18 protein-coding genes are annotated in these 16,162 nt (G+C 56.3%); 1 reads left to right on the top strand and 17 read right to left on the bottom strand.

The window, feature by feature from the left end; all coding sequences use genetic code 11:
* Nucleotides 1-115: 115 nt before the first annotated feature.
* The 11 genes from rnc to CV945_RS00130 all read right to left on the bottom strand — a co-directional run bounded on the left by rnc (nt 116) and on the right by CV945_RS00130 (nt 10,496).
* Entirely contained in the window at nt 116-856 is a 741-nt protein-coding gene (rnc, locus tag CV945_RS00180; protein ID WP_033011161.1) for a ribonuclease III, read from the bottom strand.
* A 181-nt stretch (nt 857-1,037) separates the two neighbouring features.
* Nucleotides 1,038-1,271, bottom strand: a complete 234-nt coding sequence (locus CV945_RS00175) for an acyl carrier protein (protein WP_020959317.1) — start codon at nt 1,269-1,271, stop codon at nt 1,038-1,040.
* 60 nt (nt 1,272-1,331) lie between these two features.
* Nucleotides 1,332-2,075 (bottom strand): 3-oxoacyl-[acyl-carrier-protein] reductase, encoded by a 744-nt coding sequence (gene fabG, locus CV945_RS00170; protein ID WP_033011164.1) that lies wholly within the window; start codon nt 2,073-2,075, stop codon nt 1,332-1,334.
* Nucleotides 2,076-2,082: 7 nt separating this feature from the next.
* On the bottom strand, nt 2,083-3,024 hold the full coding sequence (fabD, locus tag CV945_RS00165) for an ACP S-malonyltransferase (protein WP_047818120.1): 942 nt from the start codon (nt 3,022-3,024) through the stop codon (nt 2,083-2,085).
* Nucleotides 3,025-3,044: 20 nt separating this feature from the next.
* Nucleotides 3,045-4,028, bottom strand: a complete 984-nt coding sequence (gene plsX, locus CV945_RS00160) for a phosphate acyltransferase PlsX (RefSeq protein WP_063330718.1) — start codon at nt 4,026-4,028, stop codon at nt 3,045-3,047.
* The gene (fapR, locus tag CV945_RS00155) at nt 4,012-4,608 is read right to left on the bottom strand and encodes a transcription factor FapR (RefSeq protein ID WP_033011168.1); all 597 of its coding nucleotides are present in this window, start codon (nt 4,606-4,608) and stop codon (nt 4,012-4,014) included. Before fapR ends, plsX begins: the two co-directional genes overlap by 17 nt.
* Before the next feature lie 113 nt (nt 4,609-4,721).
* Nucleotides 4,722-6,770: an ATP-dependent DNA helicase RecG gene (gene recG, locus CV945_RS00150; RefSeq protein WP_033011169.1), complete on the bottom strand. Its 2,049-nt coding sequence runs from the start codon at nt 6,768-6,770 to the stop codon at nt 4,722-4,724.
* Nucleotides 6,767-7,651: an L-serine ammonia-lyase, iron-sulfur-dependent, subunit alpha gene (gene sdaAA / locus CV945_RS00145; RefSeq protein ID WP_033011171.1), complete on the bottom strand. Its 885-nt coding sequence runs from the start codon at nt 7,649-7,651 to the stop codon at nt 6,767-6,769. The genes recG and sdaAA overlap by 4 nt, the downstream gene beginning before the upstream one ends.
* Nucleotides 7,652-7,718: 67 nt before the next feature.
* Complete coding sequence (sdaAB, locus tag CV945_RS00140) at nt 7,719-8,381, bottom strand: L-serine ammonia-lyase, iron-sulfur-dependent subunit beta (RefSeq protein WP_047818118.1); 663 nt, start codon at nt 8,379-8,381, stop codon at nt 7,719-7,721.
* 64 nt (nt 8,382-8,445) lie between these two features.
* Nucleotides 8,446-10,116, bottom strand: a complete 1,671-nt coding sequence (locus tag CV945_RS00135; RefSeq protein ID WP_033011176.1) for a DAK2 domain-containing protein — start codon at nt 10,114-10,116, stop codon at nt 8,446-8,448.
* 17 nt (nt 10,117-10,133) lie between these two features.
* A complete protein-coding gene (locus CV945_RS00130; RefSeq protein ID WP_033011178.1) occupies nt 10,134-10,496 on the bottom strand; it encodes an Asp23/Gls24 family envelope stress response protein in 363 nt (120 codons plus the stop codon).
* A 229-nt stretch (nt 10,497-10,725) separates the two neighbouring features.
* Between CV945_RS00130 and rpmB the strand changes: the two genes are divergently transcribed.
* A complete protein-coding gene (rpmB, locus tag CV945_RS00125; protein ID WP_033011180.1) occupies nt 10,726-10,911 on the top strand; it encodes a 50S ribosomal protein L28 in 186 nt (61 codons plus the stop codon).
* Nucleotides 10,912-10,950: 39 nt separating this feature from the next.
* On the opposite strand, the gene spoVM is transcribed toward rpmB, so the two are convergent.
* The 6 genes from spoVM to CV945_RS00095 form a co-directional block, all read right to left on the bottom strand.
* On the bottom strand, nt 10,951-11,031 hold the full coding sequence (spoVM, locus tag CV945_RS00120) for a stage V sporulation protein SpoVM (protein ID WP_033011182.1): 81 nt from the start codon (nt 11,029-11,031) through the stop codon (nt 10,951-10,953).
* Nucleotides 11,032-11,114: 83 nt separating this feature from the next.
* On the bottom strand, nt 11,115-11,765 hold the full coding sequence (locus CV945_RS00115; protein ID WP_100658898.1) for a thiamine diphosphokinase: 651 nt from the start codon (nt 11,763-11,765) through the stop codon (nt 11,115-11,117).
* Nucleotides 11,766-11,879: 114 nt separating this feature from the next.
* Nucleotides 11,880-12,536, bottom strand: coding sequence for a ribulose-phosphate 3-epimerase (gene rpe, locus CV945_RS00110; RefSeq protein WP_033011186.1), 657 nt, complete (start codon nt 12,534-12,536; stop codon nt 11,880-11,882).
* Nucleotides 12,537-12,539: 3 nt separating this feature from the next.
* Nucleotides 12,540-13,421: a ribosome small subunit-dependent GTPase A gene (gene rsgA, locus CV945_RS00105; protein WP_033011188.1), complete on the bottom strand. Its 882-nt coding sequence runs from the start codon at nt 13,419-13,421 to the stop codon at nt 12,540-12,542.
* A gap of 4 nt (nt 13,422-13,425) precedes the next feature.
* The gene (pknB, locus tag CV945_RS00100; protein WP_100658937.1) at nt 13,426-15,402 is read right to left on the bottom strand and encodes a Stk1 family PASTA domain-containing Ser/Thr kinase; all 1,977 of its coding nucleotides are present in this window, start codon (nt 15,400-15,402) and stop codon (nt 13,426-13,428) included.
* Between the two features lie 5 nt (nt 15,403-15,407).
* Nucleotides 15,408-16,157 carry a Stp1/IreP family PP2C-type Ser/Thr phosphatase gene (locus tag CV945_RS00095; protein WP_033011190.1) on the bottom strand — a complete coding sequence of 250 codons (750 nt, stop codon included), beginning with the start codon at nt 16,155-16,157 and terminating at the stop codon, nt 15,408-15,410.
* Nucleotides 16,158-16,162: the final 5 nt, after the last annotated feature.

The raw sequence follows: 16,162 nt of genomic DNA, 5'->3' as shown, positions 1-16,162 counted from the left end.
CTTTGATCTCGGCCCGCCGGAGCGGACCGGGACAGGCTGCTGTTTTCAATATACCACCACAGTGCGTCGAGAAAAAATGTTCATACAAAAAGACTGACGTAAAAGCGCCAGCCTTCTATGGCCGCTCGGCAGCCCGCAGCGTCTCAAGCGCCATTTGTGCCGCATGCTGCTCGGCTTCCTTTTTGGAGCGGCCGACACCGATGCCGAGCTCTTGGCCGTTTAACGCCACGCGGGCGACGAACTCTTTGTTGTGGGCCGGTCCTTTTTCTTCCAAAATGGTGTATTCAAGCGTCCCGCTGCCGTCGCGCTGCACGAGTTCCTGCAGCTGGCTTTTAAAATCCATCACATGAGAAAAAGCACCTTCATCTATTTTGGGAAAGATCGTTTGCCCTAAAAAATGGAGGACCGCCTCCATTCCTTGATCCAAATAAAGGGCGCCGATAAACGCTTCAAACACGTCAGCCAAAAGCGCCGGGCGCGTCCGTCCGCCGGTCAGCTCCTCGCCTTTGCCAAGCAAAACGAGTTCGCCAAACGACAGGGCGTTGGCAAATTTCACAAGTGACGGCTCGCAGACAATGGCCGCCCGCAGCTTTGTCAACTGCCCTTCGCTCATATGTGGGAATTTTTGAAACAAATATTGGGAAACGGTCAGCTCCAGCACGGCGTCGCCCAAAAACTCGAGCCGTTCATTATCCTCGTGAAGCCGCCGCCGATGCTCATTCACATACGATGAATGGGTGAACGCTTGCATCAACAGCTTTTCATTTTGGAAGGTGATCCCGATTTTCCTTTGCAGTTCTTGAAACTTCGCCCGCCTTTTTTCGTGGATGCGTTCTTTGTCTTTTTGTTTTGACATAAAAATGCCCTCCGACTTCGTTCCAGACAAAACTGGCCGTATACTATCCTTTATTATATCCGTTCACCATCCCGCTACGCGAGTGGCAAAGGCGCCTTTTTTCCGCGGCTAGGTCCCGTGCGCCTCTTAAAAAGCAGAGAAAGCCCCGTTCGGAGCAACGGGACTTTGCAAAAAAGCGGGATTACAGATGGCTTTTTATGTAGTTCACAGCATCTCCGACTGTGACAATTTTTTCCGCTTCTTCGTCGGAAATTTCCATGTTGAATTCGTCTTCGAGCTCCATGACCAATTCGACGATGTCGAGCGAGTCAGCACCCAAATCGTCTTTGAACGACGCCTCGAGCGTCACTTGCGATTCGTCAACCCCGAGCCGGTCGACGATGATTTTCGTGACACGTTCCAATACGTCTGCCATTCTGTTCACCTCCCTTCATGATTATAGTCGATTCTCAGGGAAAATACTAGCCGCCTTTTGTTACGGCATGACCATGCCGCCATCAACGTGAAGCGTCTGGCCGGTCATGTAGCCGGCGGCGTCGGACGCGAGAAACGCCACAACGCGGGCGACGTCATCCGGCTCGCCGAAACGGGCGAGCGGAATTTGTTTTAACATTTCCCCCTTCAATTCCTCGCTGAGCGCTTCGGTCATATCGGTTGTAATGAATCCCGGTGCGACGGCGTTGACGGTGATGTTCCGGCTGGCGAGTTCGCGCGCGGCCGTCTTCGTCAATCCGATGACGCCGGCTTTGGCCGCCACGTAGTTCGCCTGCCCAGGGTTGCCGATGACCCCGACGACGGAGGCGATGTTGATGATCCGGCCGCCGCGCTGCTTCATCATCGGCCGTGTCACAGCCTTCGTACAAAGAAATACCCCTTTTAAGTTCGTATTAATCACCGCATCCCATTCTTCTTCTTTCATCCGCATGAGCAAATTGTCGCGCGTAATGCCGGCGTTGTTCACCAAAATGTCGAGGCGGCCGAACTGGTCGAGCGCTGTTTTCACCAAGCGCTCCACCTCCTCCGCCCGGGCGACGTCCGCCTGGACGGCGATCGCTTCGCGGCCGAGCGAGCGGATCATCTCAACGACTTCATTCGCTTTTGCCTCGCTGCCGGCATAGTTGACAACGACGTTCGCCCCTTGACGGGCGAGCTCCAAGGCAACCGCCCGGCCGATGCCGCGCGACGCCCCGGTAACGAGGGCGATTTTTCCTTCAAGCATTGTTTTGTTATTCTCCTTTCAGCGCCGCAATGGTCGTTTCCAAGGAAGCGAGATCGTTTACCGCATAAACACGGGCGTTGCGGTCGATTTTTTTCACGAGGCCGGACAACACTTTCCCCGGTCCGATTTCGACAAACGTGTCGACCCCAAGCGCCAACAGCGTGCGCACCGACTGTTCCCAGCGCACCGGCGAATAGAGCTGTTCAATAAGAAGCCGGGCAATGTCCTCTTTCTTCGTCACCGGCTCGGCCGTTACGTTGGCGATGACGGGAACAGCAGCATCTTCAATGGCCAGGCTGTCAAGAACAGCCTGCAGTTTTTCCGCCGCCGGCTTCATGAGCGACGAATGGAACGGTCCGCTCACTTCCAGCGGAATGACGCGTTTCGCGCCGCGCTCTTTCAAAAGCTGCCCCGCCTTTTCCACTCCCGCTTTCGAACCGGAGATGACGATTTGCCCCGGGCAGTTGAAATTGGCCGGCTCAACCGGATGGCCTTGGGCGGCAATTTCGTTCGTCACCGCTTCGAGCGCCTCTGCCTCCATCCCTAATACGGCAGCCATCGTCCCTTCGCCGGCCGGCACCGCTTCATCCATCAGCTCGCCGCGGCGGCGCACCGCATAGACAGCGTCGGCAAACGACATGGCGCCGGCGGCCACGAGCGCCGTGTATTCACCCAAACTATGGCCGGCGACGTAATCGGCCTTCAAGCCTTCTCCGTCTACGAGCTGAAGCAAGGCGATGCTGGCGGTCAAAAGCGCCGGCTGGGCGTTGTACGTCAGCGTCAGCTCAGCTTGCGGCCCGTTGAACATGAGCGAAGAAAGCGGAAATCCGAGCCGCTCGTCAGCCGCCTCAATCACCGCACGGGCGCGGGCGTCGCGGTCGGCGGCGTCCTTGGCCATGCCGACCGTTTGCGACCCTTGTCCCGGAAATAAAAAGGCGATTTTACCCATTTTGCTTCCTCCTTTATCCATTATGCCCGCTCGAGCTCCGCTTTGATCGTGCCAATGACATCATGGGCCACCATCTCGCGCGCTTGGCGGACGGCATGGAAAATAGCGTTCGCATCGGATGAGCCGTGCGCTTTAATGACCGGAGCGTTCAAGCCGAACAACGCCGCCCCGCCGTATTCGGAGTAGTCCATCATCTTTTTCAGTCCGGCGAGCTTCGGCTTGAGGACAGCGGCGGCGAGTTTTGCGACCGCGCCGCTTGTCAGCGTCTGCTTGAGCAACGAAAAAAGCGCCATCGCCGTTCCCTCGATCGTTTTTAAGGCGACATTGCCGGCAAACCCATCAGCGACAACGACATCGGCCACGCCATTCAGCAAATCGCGCGCCTCCACATTGCCGATGAAATGAAGGTTCGTTTCTTTCAGCAAGGAGAACGCCCGCTTCACGGTTTCATTCCCTTTTTGATCTTCGGTGCCGACGTTGAGCAGGCCGATGCGCGGCTTGGCGATGCCCCGCACTTGTTGGGCATACACGTGCCCCATAATCGCATATTGCTGCAAATGCTCCGGGCGGGCGTCGACATTGGCGCCGACATCCAAAAAGACAAACCCCCGCCCGTCCAGCGTAGGCAATGTCGGCGCGAGCGCTGGCCGGTCGATGCCGGCAATCCGCCCAACGACAAACAGCCCAGCCGCCATCAACGCACCAGTATTGCCGGCCGATATGCACGCGTCAGCGCGCCCTTCTTTCACTTCTTCCGCCATGCGCACCAACGACGAGTTTTTTTTGCGCCGCACAGCCCGCACCGGCTCATCGGTCGCTTCAATCACCTCATCGGCATGGAGGATCGACAGGCGCCCTCCGTCCGGCACATGCGGACGGATTTTCGCTTCGTCGCCGATAAGCGTAATATGAATGTCGGGAAAATGCGCGGCGGCTCGAGCCGCCCCAAGGACGATTTCGCGTGGAGCATGGTCGCCTCCCATGGCATCAATCGCGATGTTCATTGCTGTCGCCATCCTTTTTCTCTATGTTTGAACGATACATCTCGAACGTTCCGGAAAACACGAGCTCTTGGCCGACGTAGCTGTTTACGTCGACAATCGTGCGCCCGTTCGCCGTTTTGCCGGTCACCTTCGCCTTCGCCACCACCCGTTCGCCTTCCTTGACTTGACGAACAAAGCGGATCGTCGCTTTCGCCGTCAGCGCCAATTCGTCATGGATTACGGCAACGGCGAGCGAATTCGCCTGGGCGAACAAATGATGGCCGCGGGCGATGCGGGTGCGCCGGAACACATGATCTTCTTTCACATCGAAAATGGAAATGGCGCTCTCATCCGGCTCAATGTCGATAATATCGCCGATCACTTCCTCAAGCGGCAGCGCCCGCACTTTATCCGCGAACGACTGGCGGGCGACATGTTTAATGCGCTCGCGCAGCTCCGGAATCGACAGTTCAAGCCGGTCGAGGCGGATCGTCTGCACGCTGACTGAGAACTTTTCTGCCAGCTCTTCGTCGGTAATAAACGGATTTTCCCGGATCGTCTCCTGCAGCAGCCGTTGCCGTTCGCGTTTGCTTTTTCTCATCGATTCGTTACACCGTCCGGTTTTATGACTAGGTACTAAAAGTAATATATAATATCAAAAAACGGAATGCAAGCAGAAAAAGTGAAAAGCGGTCACATTTTGCCGCCTGCCTATTAATCTAGCTTTTCTCCATCGAGCACGCCGGACGCCTCAAGTTCGGCGCGCAGCCCCGCGTACGCTTCATCACGCCAAAACGCCGTCGTCGACACGAGTTTGGCGGCATCGCGGCGCGCGACTTCCAAGATGCGGTAATCATGCACCGGATCGCCAAATTGAAACTCCGGAAGCCCGCTTTGTTTCGTGCCGAAAAAATCGCCTGGACCACGCAGCTCCAAATCCTTTTCCGCCAGCACAAACCCGTCCGTCGTCTCCGTCATGATGCGCATCCGTTCTTTGCCGACTTCCGATTTCGGGTCGGCAATTAAAATGCAGTATGACTGGGCGTCCCCCCGCCCGACCCGGCCGCGCAGCTGATGAAGCTGGGCAAGTCCAAACCGTTCGGCGTCATAGATGACCATCACGGTGGCGTTCGGCACATTCACCCCGACTTCCACGACCGTTGTCGAAACGAGCACATGAATGCGGTTTTCACTGAACGCTCGCATCACCGCTTCTTTTTCATCGGCCGACAGCCGGCCGTGCATGAGGCCGATCTCATATTTCCCGCGGTAGTAGTGGACGAGCTGACTATGAACATCAATGGCATTTTGCACATCCAATTTTTCCGACTCTTCAATAAGCGGACAAATGACGTACGCCTGATGCCCCCGGCGAAGCTCTTTTTCGATAAAATCGAGCACACGCGCGAATTGATGATGCTTGACCCAATACGTTTCCACTTTCTTCCGCCCGGCCGGCATTTCGTCGAGCACTGATACGTCCATATCGCCGAACGCCGTGATCGCCAGCGTGCGCGGAATCGGCGTCGCCGTCATCATCAGCACGTCCGGGGCATGCCCCTTTTCGCGCAAAATGCGACGCTGCTCGACGCCAAACCGGTGCTGCTCATCAGTAATGGCGAGGCCGAGCCGGCGAAACTGTACACCTTCTTGAATCAACGCGTGCGTCCCAATGACGATGTCGATCGCCCCTTCCTCCAATTCCGCAAGCAGCTCTTTGCGCCTCTTCCCTTTCACGGAGCTTGTCAACAGCGCCAGCGTGACATCTGTGCCGGCAAACAGGTCGGCGAGCGAGCGGGCATGCTGCTCAGCCAAAATTTCCGTCGGCACCATCAGCGCTCCTTGAAAGCCGGACAATACCGCCGCATACAGCGCCACGGCGGCCACGACCGTCTTGCCGGAGCCGACATCGCCTTGCAAAAGACGGTTCATTTGCCTTGGCGCCCGCATATCGGCCAAAATCTCCTTGATGACGCGCCGCTGGGCGTTCGTTAATGAAAACGGCAAAGCGGAAAGAAACGCCGCCAGCCGCTCTTCGGAAAACGAATGGGCGACGCCGTGCTGCCCGTCGCGCACAATTCGCCGAAACGCCTGCATTTTCAGCTGGTACAGCAAAAACTCTTCATAGACGAGCCGGCGTCGCGCCTGGTGCAACTCTTCACGCGAGCGCGGAAAATGAAGGGCGCGAACCGCCTCCTGCTTGTCGACAAGACGGTAGGCGCGGCGCAAAGCGGGCGGCAGCGGGTCGGGAATGTGCGCGCCAAACTGGGCGAACGCCGCCTTCATGAGCCGGCGCATCGTTTTGACCGTCAGCGGGCTGCGCACCGAATAGACCGGTTCAATGCCGGCCGTCTCCGGGGCGGCCCCGAAACGAAGCTCATAGGCGTTGATCGCCTGCCGGTGCCGGTCCCATTTGCCGATTACGGTCACCGTTTCATTGAAGGCGAGTTTTTCTTTCAAATACGGGCGGTTGAAGCAGACAACCGTGATTAAATAGCGGCCGGAAAGCAGGCGAAAGGAAAGGCGCGACTTTTTTTTTCCGTAATACGTTACAAGCGGGGCGCTGTGCACCTTCCCTTCCACTGTCACTTTTTCTTCATGGCGGGCGGCGGCTAGATCTTTTTGTTCGTAATCGTCATACCGGTACGGCGCATACATGAGCAGGTCGCCGACGGTTGTGATGCCGATGTCGGCGAGCGCCGCAGCCGTTTCTTCACCGATGCCTTTGACCGCCGTCACCGGCTGTTGCATCGTTTCGTTCACTTCGATGCCGCAGAAGCGCCGAAAATGCGGGCCGCGATGGCGCGGCCGGTCGGCGTCGCGGCCAACCCCCCTTGCGCAGTTTCTTTCAGCGCCACCGGCATGGCCGCGCCGATGCGATACATCGCCTCGATCACTTCATCACACGGAATGCGGCTTTTTACACCGGCCAGCGCCATATCAGCAGCGATCATGGCGTTGGCCGCCCCCATCGCATTCCGTTTGACGCACGGCACTTCGACCAAGCCAGCGACAGGATCACATACTAATCCTAGCATATTTTTTAAGGCGATCGCCATCGCTTCGGCTGCTTGAGCAGGCGTTCCGCCGGCCAGCTCAACGAGCGCCGCAGCCGCCATGCCGGCTGCCGAACCGACTTCGGCTTGACAGCCGCCGGCCGCCCCTGAGATGGAAGCATTGTTGGCGACGACATAGCCGAACGCCCCAGCGGTGAACAAAAATTCGACCATTTCTTTTCTCGTCGGCTTCAACCGCTCTTTCACGGCAAACAGCGTCCCGGGGACAACGCCGGCTGAGCCCGCTGTCGGCGTCGCACAAATGACGCCCATGGCCGCGTTCACTTCATTTGTCGCCATGGCTTTGCTGACGGCATCCAAAATCGTTTCCCCGGACAAAAAGCGGCCCTGCTCGATATAGCGCTGCACCCGCACCGCATCGCCGCCTGTCAGCCCCGAGCGGGAAACGACTCCTTGCAGCCCTCTTTCAACAGCCCGCTCCATCACTTCGAGGTGGCGCTCCATTTGCGCCATAATCTCCTCCCGGCTGCGCCCGCTCACTTCGACTTCTTGGCGGATCATCACCTCAGCGATTTTGATTTGCTCTTTTTCCGCCAATGCAACAAGCTCGGCAACATTGCGAAACATTCTCTTTTCCCCATCCTTCCTGTCCGTCATCATAGCTGTCTTCGCAAAACATGGAACCGCTTTCGCTTTAATCAACGAGTTTGGTTACTTGAATAATGTTAGGCAGCTGCTCCAACTCTTGCAAAAGCTCGTCGGTCAACGGTTGATCGACTTCGATCGTCATCAGCGCTTCCTTCCCTTTTTCCTTGCGCGATACTTCCATATGGCCGATATTAATGGCATGCTTCGCCAGCGCGCTGGCCACCGCCCCGATCGTCCCGTAACGGTCGTTATGCATGATTAATAGCGCTGGGTGATGGCCCGACAACTTTAACTCGAACCCGTTTAACTCGATGATTTCAATTTTCCCTCCGCCAATGGACACGCCGACAAGCTCAAGCTCCCCTTTTCCGTCGCCAATGCGCACACGCGCCGTGTTCGGGTGATGCGGAATCGCCTCTTCGGCGGAAAACGAGACGTCCATTCCCGCAGCCTGAGCGATCGCCAGAGCGTCCGGGATGCGCTCATCAAACGTATCAAATCCAAGCAACCCGGCGACGATGGCCACATCGGTCCCATGCCCCCGGTACGTTTCGGCAAACGAGCCGTAAAACGAGATGCGCGCCCATTCAGGCTGTCTTCCAAACAGCTTGCGCGCGACGAGGCCGATGCGAGCCGCCCCGGCGGTATGCGAGCTTGACGGTCCGACCATCACCGGGCCGATGATGTCAAAGACGCTTTTATATTTCATCGGTGCCTTTCCTCCGTTCGCATAAAAAATAGAAGGGAATGCTCCCTTCTATTATTTTAACATATTATTCGACGGAAATGATAAACGGATAGAGCGGCTGCCGGCCGTTGTGCACTTCGACTTCCACTCCATCATATTCCGTTTCCAGATAGGCGACAACAGTTTCCACTTCCACTTCGGTCGCATCCTCGCCGTACAAAATGGTGACAATTTCACTTTCCTCGTCAATGAGCGCATCAAGCAGCCGCTTCGTCACGGCCAACTTGTCCTTATCGGCGACGACGATGCGGTCATCGAACAGCCCCATGTAGTCGCCTTTTTCGATTTCGACGCCATCGATTGTTGTATCGCGCACGGAAAACGTCACTTGCCCCGTTTTCACCCGCGAAAGCGCCGCCGTCATCGCCCGCTCGTTTTGCTCGGCTGACTGCGCTGGATTGAACGCCAAGAGCGCCGCCATGCCTTGCGGAACGGTTTTCGATGGGATGACGATCACCTGCCGCTCGGAAAGCTCGGCCGCTTGTTTGGCCGCCATCACGACATTTTTGTTGTTCGGCAGCACGAACACCGTCTCCGCGTTGACGCGGCGAATGGCCTCCGCGATTTCTTCGGTGCTTGGGTTCATCGTCTGTCCGCCTTCAATGACCGCGTGCGCGCCGATGCTTTGAAACAATTCGGCCACGCCGGCGCCCATCGCGACGGCAACGATGCCGTACGGCTTCGCTTCTTCCGCGCCGGCTTGCAGCGGCCGTTCCGCCTCTTTGCCGACGATGTTGGCATGCTGTTCGCGCATGTTTTCAATTTTAATGTTGATGAGACTTCCGTAGCGCTGGCCGTAGGTCAACACCTCGCCCGGCGTTTCCGAATGAATGTGCACTTTGACAAGCTCGTCGTCGGCGACGACAAGCAAAGAATCGCCAAATCGGCTCAAGTCGCGGCGAAACACTTCTTCGGAAAACGGATGCTGGGCCAGTTTGTCCTTCTCAAACCGAACCATGAATTCCGTACAGTAGCCAAACTCAATTTCGTCGGTATGAATATGGCTTTGCGCGCTTTGATGATGAGCCATCTTTACAAGCTCTTCCATCGGCACTTCGGCGGGAGCGGTGCTGACAGCTTCTCCTTTCAAAGCGGCAAGGAATCCTTCGTACACGTACACAAGCCCTTGGCCGCCGCTGTCGACAACCCCGACTTCCTTTAAGACCGGCAGCAGCTCCGGCGTGCGCTTGAGCGCGGCTTTCGCCTCCGCAAGCGCCGCTTCCATCACCGCTACGACATCGCGATCTTTTTTCGCTGTTTCAATTGCCTTGCGCGCCGCCTCTCTCGCTACGGTGAGGATCGTTCCTTCGACCGGCTTCATCACCGCCTTATAGGCCGTATCGACCCCCGCTTGCAGGGCGGCGGCAAATTCGAAGCCGTCCACTTGCGGTTTGCCTTCCACCGCTTTGGCAAACCCGCGGAACAACTGCGACAAAATAACGCCGGAATTGCCGCGCGCCCCCATCAACAATCCTTTCGCCAGCGCCGCGGCGACGTTGCCGATATGGTCGGAGGCATGCGCCTTCACCTCTTTCGCTCCGGACGTCATCGACAAGTTCATGTTTGTTCCTGTATCGCCATCTGGAACCGGAAAGACGTTCAGCGCATCGACCGCCTTGGCGTTGTTCGCCAAATGCGCGGCTCCTTGCTGCACCATATCGGCAAACCGTCTTCCGTCAAGCGTCCTCATTGCCACCGGCTGATTCCCCCTTACTACGGATTCACCACCCGAACCCCTTGGACGTAAATGTTGATGGACTGAACCGCCAATCCAAGCGTCTGATCGAGTGTATATTTCACTTTCGACTGCACATTGTGGGCGACTTCGGAAATTTTCGTCCCGTAACTGACGATGATGTACATGTCGATATGTACTTCGCCGTTTTCCTCGCGGACGATAACTCCTTTGGAAAAGTTCTCACGGCGCAAAATTTCCGACAGCCCGTCGCGAATTTGATTTTTCGACGCCATTCCGACAATGCCGTAGCAATCGACGGCCGCTCCCCCGGCAATCATGGCAATGACCTCATTGGCAATTTCAATGCGCCCATATTTTGTTTGCCATTCAATTGACATGTTCGTTCCCCCTTTGCGTATCTCGCACAGCTACCCCCATTGTACTATAACGTTTTCTGTTTTCAAAGCGCTTCCCGGCCGCCCACTAGTATTATTTAGCCGAAAACTGAAATATATGTCAAGGACATTTTCTTGAAAGAGAAAGAGCGCGTCTATTGCAATCCCTTCCGTTGTATGATAAATTATAATAGTGTTTTTAGAGGGATGTAAAAGCAAGGAGGGAAAAACGATGGCGAAATGCTTCATTACCGGCAAGAAAAAATCGTTCGGCAACACACGTTCGCACGCCATGAACGCCAGCCGCCGCACGTGGAAAGCCAACTTGCAAAAAGTGCGCATTTTAGTCGACGGCAAACCGAAACGCGTTTGGGTTTCGGCGCGCGCCCTGAAATCCGGAAAAGTGAAACGCGTCTAACCGTTCAACAAAAAAAGCACCAAAAATGGTGCTTTTTTCTTACCCTTTTTTAAACGCGTTCAACACCGCCCGCACAATTCCGCCTAAAAATTTCGGCAGCTTGATCGTATAAAACTTCATCCCGATTCCCTCCTCACACCCGTCATATCACGCGCTTCCCGCCATTTCCTTATCCAGTATATTCCGTTGCTGACCAATCGCAACTACGGACAGCCGGCAAAATCGCTGCTCCTTATCATCATTAATATGCCTTCCGAAAACGAAAAAGTACCGGAAGATTGGATAAGTTCGTTACTAATACATAGTGTGGAACCGCGGGAAATATGACAGTCGGCCAATGGATATTTAAATCCAATAAGCGTGAGCCCCGCCACCGTTTCAGAAATCGGGATGTAAGACACATAGCGGTATCGATCGTCGCGTGTGATCGTATGCACGCCGGGCAGATGGACGGTCAACACATTTTGCCGGTCGACGATTTCAATCGGCCGGCCGGCGTATTTCAGCAACAGCTCGACATTGCCAAACAGATGGTCAAGACGTCCGCCGGTGGCGCCAAACAGACGGATGTGGCAGGCGGGCTGTTCCACCGCCCAATCAAGGGCGATCTCCATATCTGTTTTGTCTTTTTCTGCCGGCCATATTTCCAAATCCGGAAGCATTTGCTGAAGCTTGGCCACTTCTTCAGCCGGCACGGAATCGAAATCGCCAAACGCCCGCACCGGCTGGAGGCCGGCTTCAAGCAGCGCCGTTGTGCCGCGGTCGACGCCGACCCAATGCACATCCGCGCCGTCATAGCGGCGCAAGCTAGGGAGAAGCTCACGCGGGCCGCCGCCGACAATATGGATCACCATTCCCCTTCCCCCTTCGCCTTTTTCAATAAGAAAAAGCCTTGTTTCGCCTTGCCTGGCTTTTCCGGCGCTCACCGCCTACCGTTGCAGCGGCTGCCGGATGCAAGAGCCCGTTCTCTACTTGGCGCACGCTTCTCGCAAAGCGCGAATGGCCGCCGCCCGGTCCGCCTCATTGTAAATGGCCGACCCGGCGACGAGCACATTCGCCCCGGCTTCGGCGCAAAGCGGCGCTGTTTTCGCGTTGACGCCGCCGTCCACTTCGATGTCCAGCGCCTTGTTTTGTTCGCCGGCCAAACGGGCGACTTCGCGAATTTTCGGCACGACGGACGGAATGAACGCCTGCCCGCCAAACCCCGGGTTGACTGTCATCAATAGGACAAGATCGACGTCGGCGATGACATGGCGGATTGTCTCAACCGGCGTATGCGGATTCAACACGACCCCGGCCTTGACACCTTGCTCTTTAATAAAGTGAATCGTCCGGTGCAAATGCACGCACGCCTCGGCGTGGACGGAGATGATGTCCGCCCCGGCTTTGGCGAACGCCGGAATGTATCGGTCAGGGTCGGCGATCATTAAATGAACGTCAAGCGGCAGCTTCGTCACCGGGCGAATGGCGGCAACGACCGGCGGCCCGATCGTGATATTCGGCACGAACCGTCCGTCCATGACATCGACATGAAGCCAATCGGCTCCGCCTTCTTCCACCGAACGGATTTCCTCGGCCAAACGGGCAAAATCAGCTGACAAAATCGATGGCGCAATTCGAATCATCGTTCAATACCTCGGCTTTCGTTCTTTCATTTCCGCAACAAAACTTAAATAATGGTCGTAGCGGTACGGCGGAATGTCCCCGGCCTCAGCCGCCTCGCGGACCGCACATTTCGGTTCGGCCACATGAAGGCAGCCGCGGAACTTGCACCCTTCTCCGTATTCCCGGAATTCCGGAAAATAGCGCGGCAGCTCGTCAAGTTCAATATCGTCGAACTCGAGGGCGCTAAACCCCGGTGTGTCGGCGACGAGCCCGCCGGCCACCTCCAGCAGCTCGACGTGGCGGGTCGTATGTTTGCCGCGCCCTAAATGGGTGGAAATATCGCCGGTTTTCAGCCGCAAATCCGGGCGAAGCGCATTTAACAGCGATGACTTGCCGACGCCGGACTGTCCGGCAACGACCGAGACGCGGCCGCGCAGGTGCGCCGCCAGCTTATCGAGGCCGTCTTTTGTCACGGCCGACGTCTCAATCACCTCATAGCCAATGCGCCGGTAATCACCTGCATAACGGGCGATCGCGTCTTTCGCCTCGCCATCGAGCAAATCCATTTTGCTAATGACGATAATCGGCGCAATTTCCTTCGATTCGATTAAGACGAGAAAGCGGTCCAACAGCTTGGCGCTAAAGTCCGGGCTTACGGCAGAAAAAACTAAAATCGCCTGCTCGACGTTGGCGATCGGCGGCCGCACCAGTTCATTTTGCCGCTCGCGAATGTCCAAAATGTAGCCTTCCGTCTCGCTTGTCGCCGTAAAGACGACGCGGTCGCCGACAAGCGGCGTCACTTTTTGCTTGCGAAACACACCGCGCCCGCGGCACTGAAACACATTCCCTTCCGAGAGCACGTAATAAAATCCGCTCAACGCTTTGATGATTTGCCCTTCTGCCATAGCCTCACTCCTTTTTTCCGCCGTGTTCTGGATATGGAATCGATCCTTCGTCTTTGACAACATTGTTGACAATAACGCGATAATACGCCGTCTCCCCGTATGGAATTTCAAACTCTACGATCTCCGTGGCCGGCCCTGTCAGCCGGTACGTTTTATATGGCGTTGTCATGTTATGGTTCGCATCTTGAATGTAAAGCTGGGCTTCCACCACCTGTCCGTTTTCCGCCGGCTCGTATGGGATGACGATTTCTTTGATGACCGTTTTGGATGGCTTCGGCTCCGGGCCGCGGGAAATGACGACCGTAACAGTCTCGCCTTTTTCCACCTGCTCATTGGCTGCCGGAGTTTGCGAGATGACAAGCCCTTTCGGCACTTCATCGGAATACTTGTACTTCACTTCAATGCGCAGCCCTTGGTCTTCGCCGTAGTCGCGCACACTTTTTTCCGTATAGCCGCTCAAGTCTTTGAGCGTTACGGTTTCCGGACCGAGGCTGACCGTGAACATCACTTCCGTTTCGCTCGGCACGACTTCATCGCCGGCGTACGGATATTGATCCAAAATCGTCCCTTCCGGCTTATCGCTATGGCGGCCGTTGCGCGTAATGCGAGTGAACCCTTCCGCGCGCAGCTCCTCCTCGGCGGCCGAAATATCGTCGCCGATAAAGCTTGGAAACTCGATTTTCTTTTTGCCGGCGCTCTTATAGATGACAATGCCGGCCCCTTGCTTCACCGTCATTCCGGCTTCCGGGTCGGTGCGCACGACTTTTCCTTCTTCTATTGCATCATCTTCGACATCGATCGTGTCTTTGATTTCCAAGCCGAGCGCCGACAACTGTTCAACAGCTTCGTCATAGTCTTTATTGACGACATCCGGCACCGTCACTTCCTTTGGAAAGAACACGTCCGGAATCCATGTGAGCGCGCTCACGCCGGCCGCTCCAAGCAATAGGATGACGGCGGCAAGCCAGGCGATCCAGACCCGCTTCCGTTTCGGCTTCGCCTTTGGCTCGTCATCCGCTTTGGCCGGCTCGTTCGCCTTTTCCTCATAGACAAGCGTCTCCGGCTCAAGCGCGGCGCTTTCCGGATGTTTTATGATCGGGATGGCCTTCGTCGCTTCATCGCCGTCATCCGGGATCGTGAATTTGGCCTCGTTGCGCCGCCTCGGGTCCAGCGCCGTCCGGATGTCCTCGTTCATGGCGCGCGCCGATTCATAGCGGTAAAACGGGTCTTTCGCCGTCGCTTTTAAAATAATATTTTCGACGCTTTGCGGAATGTCGGGATTCCACGCCTTGGGCGACGGCGTTTCCGCCTGCAAATGCTTCAGCACGATCGAAACGGCCGATTCGCCGGAAAACGGCAGCCGGCCGGTGACAAGCTCAAACATGACGATGCCAAGCGAATAAATGTCCGACTTTTCAGTGGCAATGCCGCCGCGCGCCTGCTCCGGCGACAAATAATGAACCGAACCGAGCACCGAGTTCGTCTGTGTAATCGTCGTTCCGCTCATCGCCACCGCGATGCCGAAGTCGGTCACTTTCACGTTGCCGTGCTCATCAAGCAAAATGTTTTGCGGTTTAATGTCGCGGTGGATAATGCCGTTCTCATGGGCATGGGCGATGGCCGACGTCAGTTGGTCCATGATGCAAAGCGCCCGCTCGACCGGAAGCGGGGCATGCTGCTGAATGTACTGTTTCAGCGTCGAGCCGCGCACATACTCCATCACGATATAATAAAGGCCTTCTTCCTCGCCGACGTCGTAAATCGGCACAATATGCTCATGATTTAAGCTCGTCGCCGCCTGCGCTTCGCGGCGGAACCGTTTAATAAACCTGTCGTCGTTGGCAAAATCAAGGCGGAGCACTTTCACGGCGACATCGCGCTCCAAAATGATGTCGCGGGCCAAATAGACATTCGCCATGCCGCCGCCGCCGATCAGGCTGATGATTTTGTAGCGGTCGTTCAATCGCTTTCCGATAAGCACGCCGATCACCCACCTTCACGTTCCACTGAAAAATCAACGACTGCAAGCGAAATGTTGTCTTCCCCGCCCCGCCCGTTCGCCAATTCGATGAGCGCCTGCGCTTTTTCTTCAAGCGCGCCGGCGCCGGTCAAAATTTGCACGATGTCTGCCTCGGGCACTTTGTTTGACAATCCGTCCGAGCATAGCAGGAGCATATCGCCGTCATCGATGGAAACGGTTTTGATATCGACCTTCACGGCCGGTTCGGTGCCAAGCGCCCGCAAAAGCACGTTTTTGCGTGGATGGTGTTCGGCGTCCTCTTTGGAAATTTGCCCGCTTTTGACCAGCTCATTGACAAGAGAATGGTCATCGGTCAACTGTTGAATTCCGTTTTGGTTCAATAAGTAGCAGCGGCTGTCGCCGATATGCGCGATGGTGGCAAACGGCCCAGCGCAAATGGCGCCGACGACCGTCGTTCCCATCCCTTGGCATTCCGGATGGGAGAGGGCGTAGCGAAACAGCCGCTCATTGGCGGCTGCGATCTGCACTTTCAGCCACTGCTCCGCCTCAGCCGGCGAGGAAACGCACGGCGCTTGCTCCCATTGCTCTTGCAAGTGCGCCACCGCCATCGCGCTCGCCACATCGCCGGCGCGGTGACCGCCCATTCCATCGGCGACAACCGCGAAATATTGGCCGCTTTCGTTGACAAATACACCGCCGTTGTCTTCGTTATGCTCGCGAATTTGGCCGATATCAGTTCGGAAAACGGCTCGCATCCGAT

It is taken from the genome of Geobacillus sp. Manikaran-105 (genome assembly GCF_002809955.1).
Lineage (GTDB): Bacteria > Bacillota > Bacilli > Bacillales > Anoxybacillaceae > Geobacillus > Geobacillus thermophilus.
This window is presented reverse-complemented; position numbering and strand designations above follow the sequence as displayed.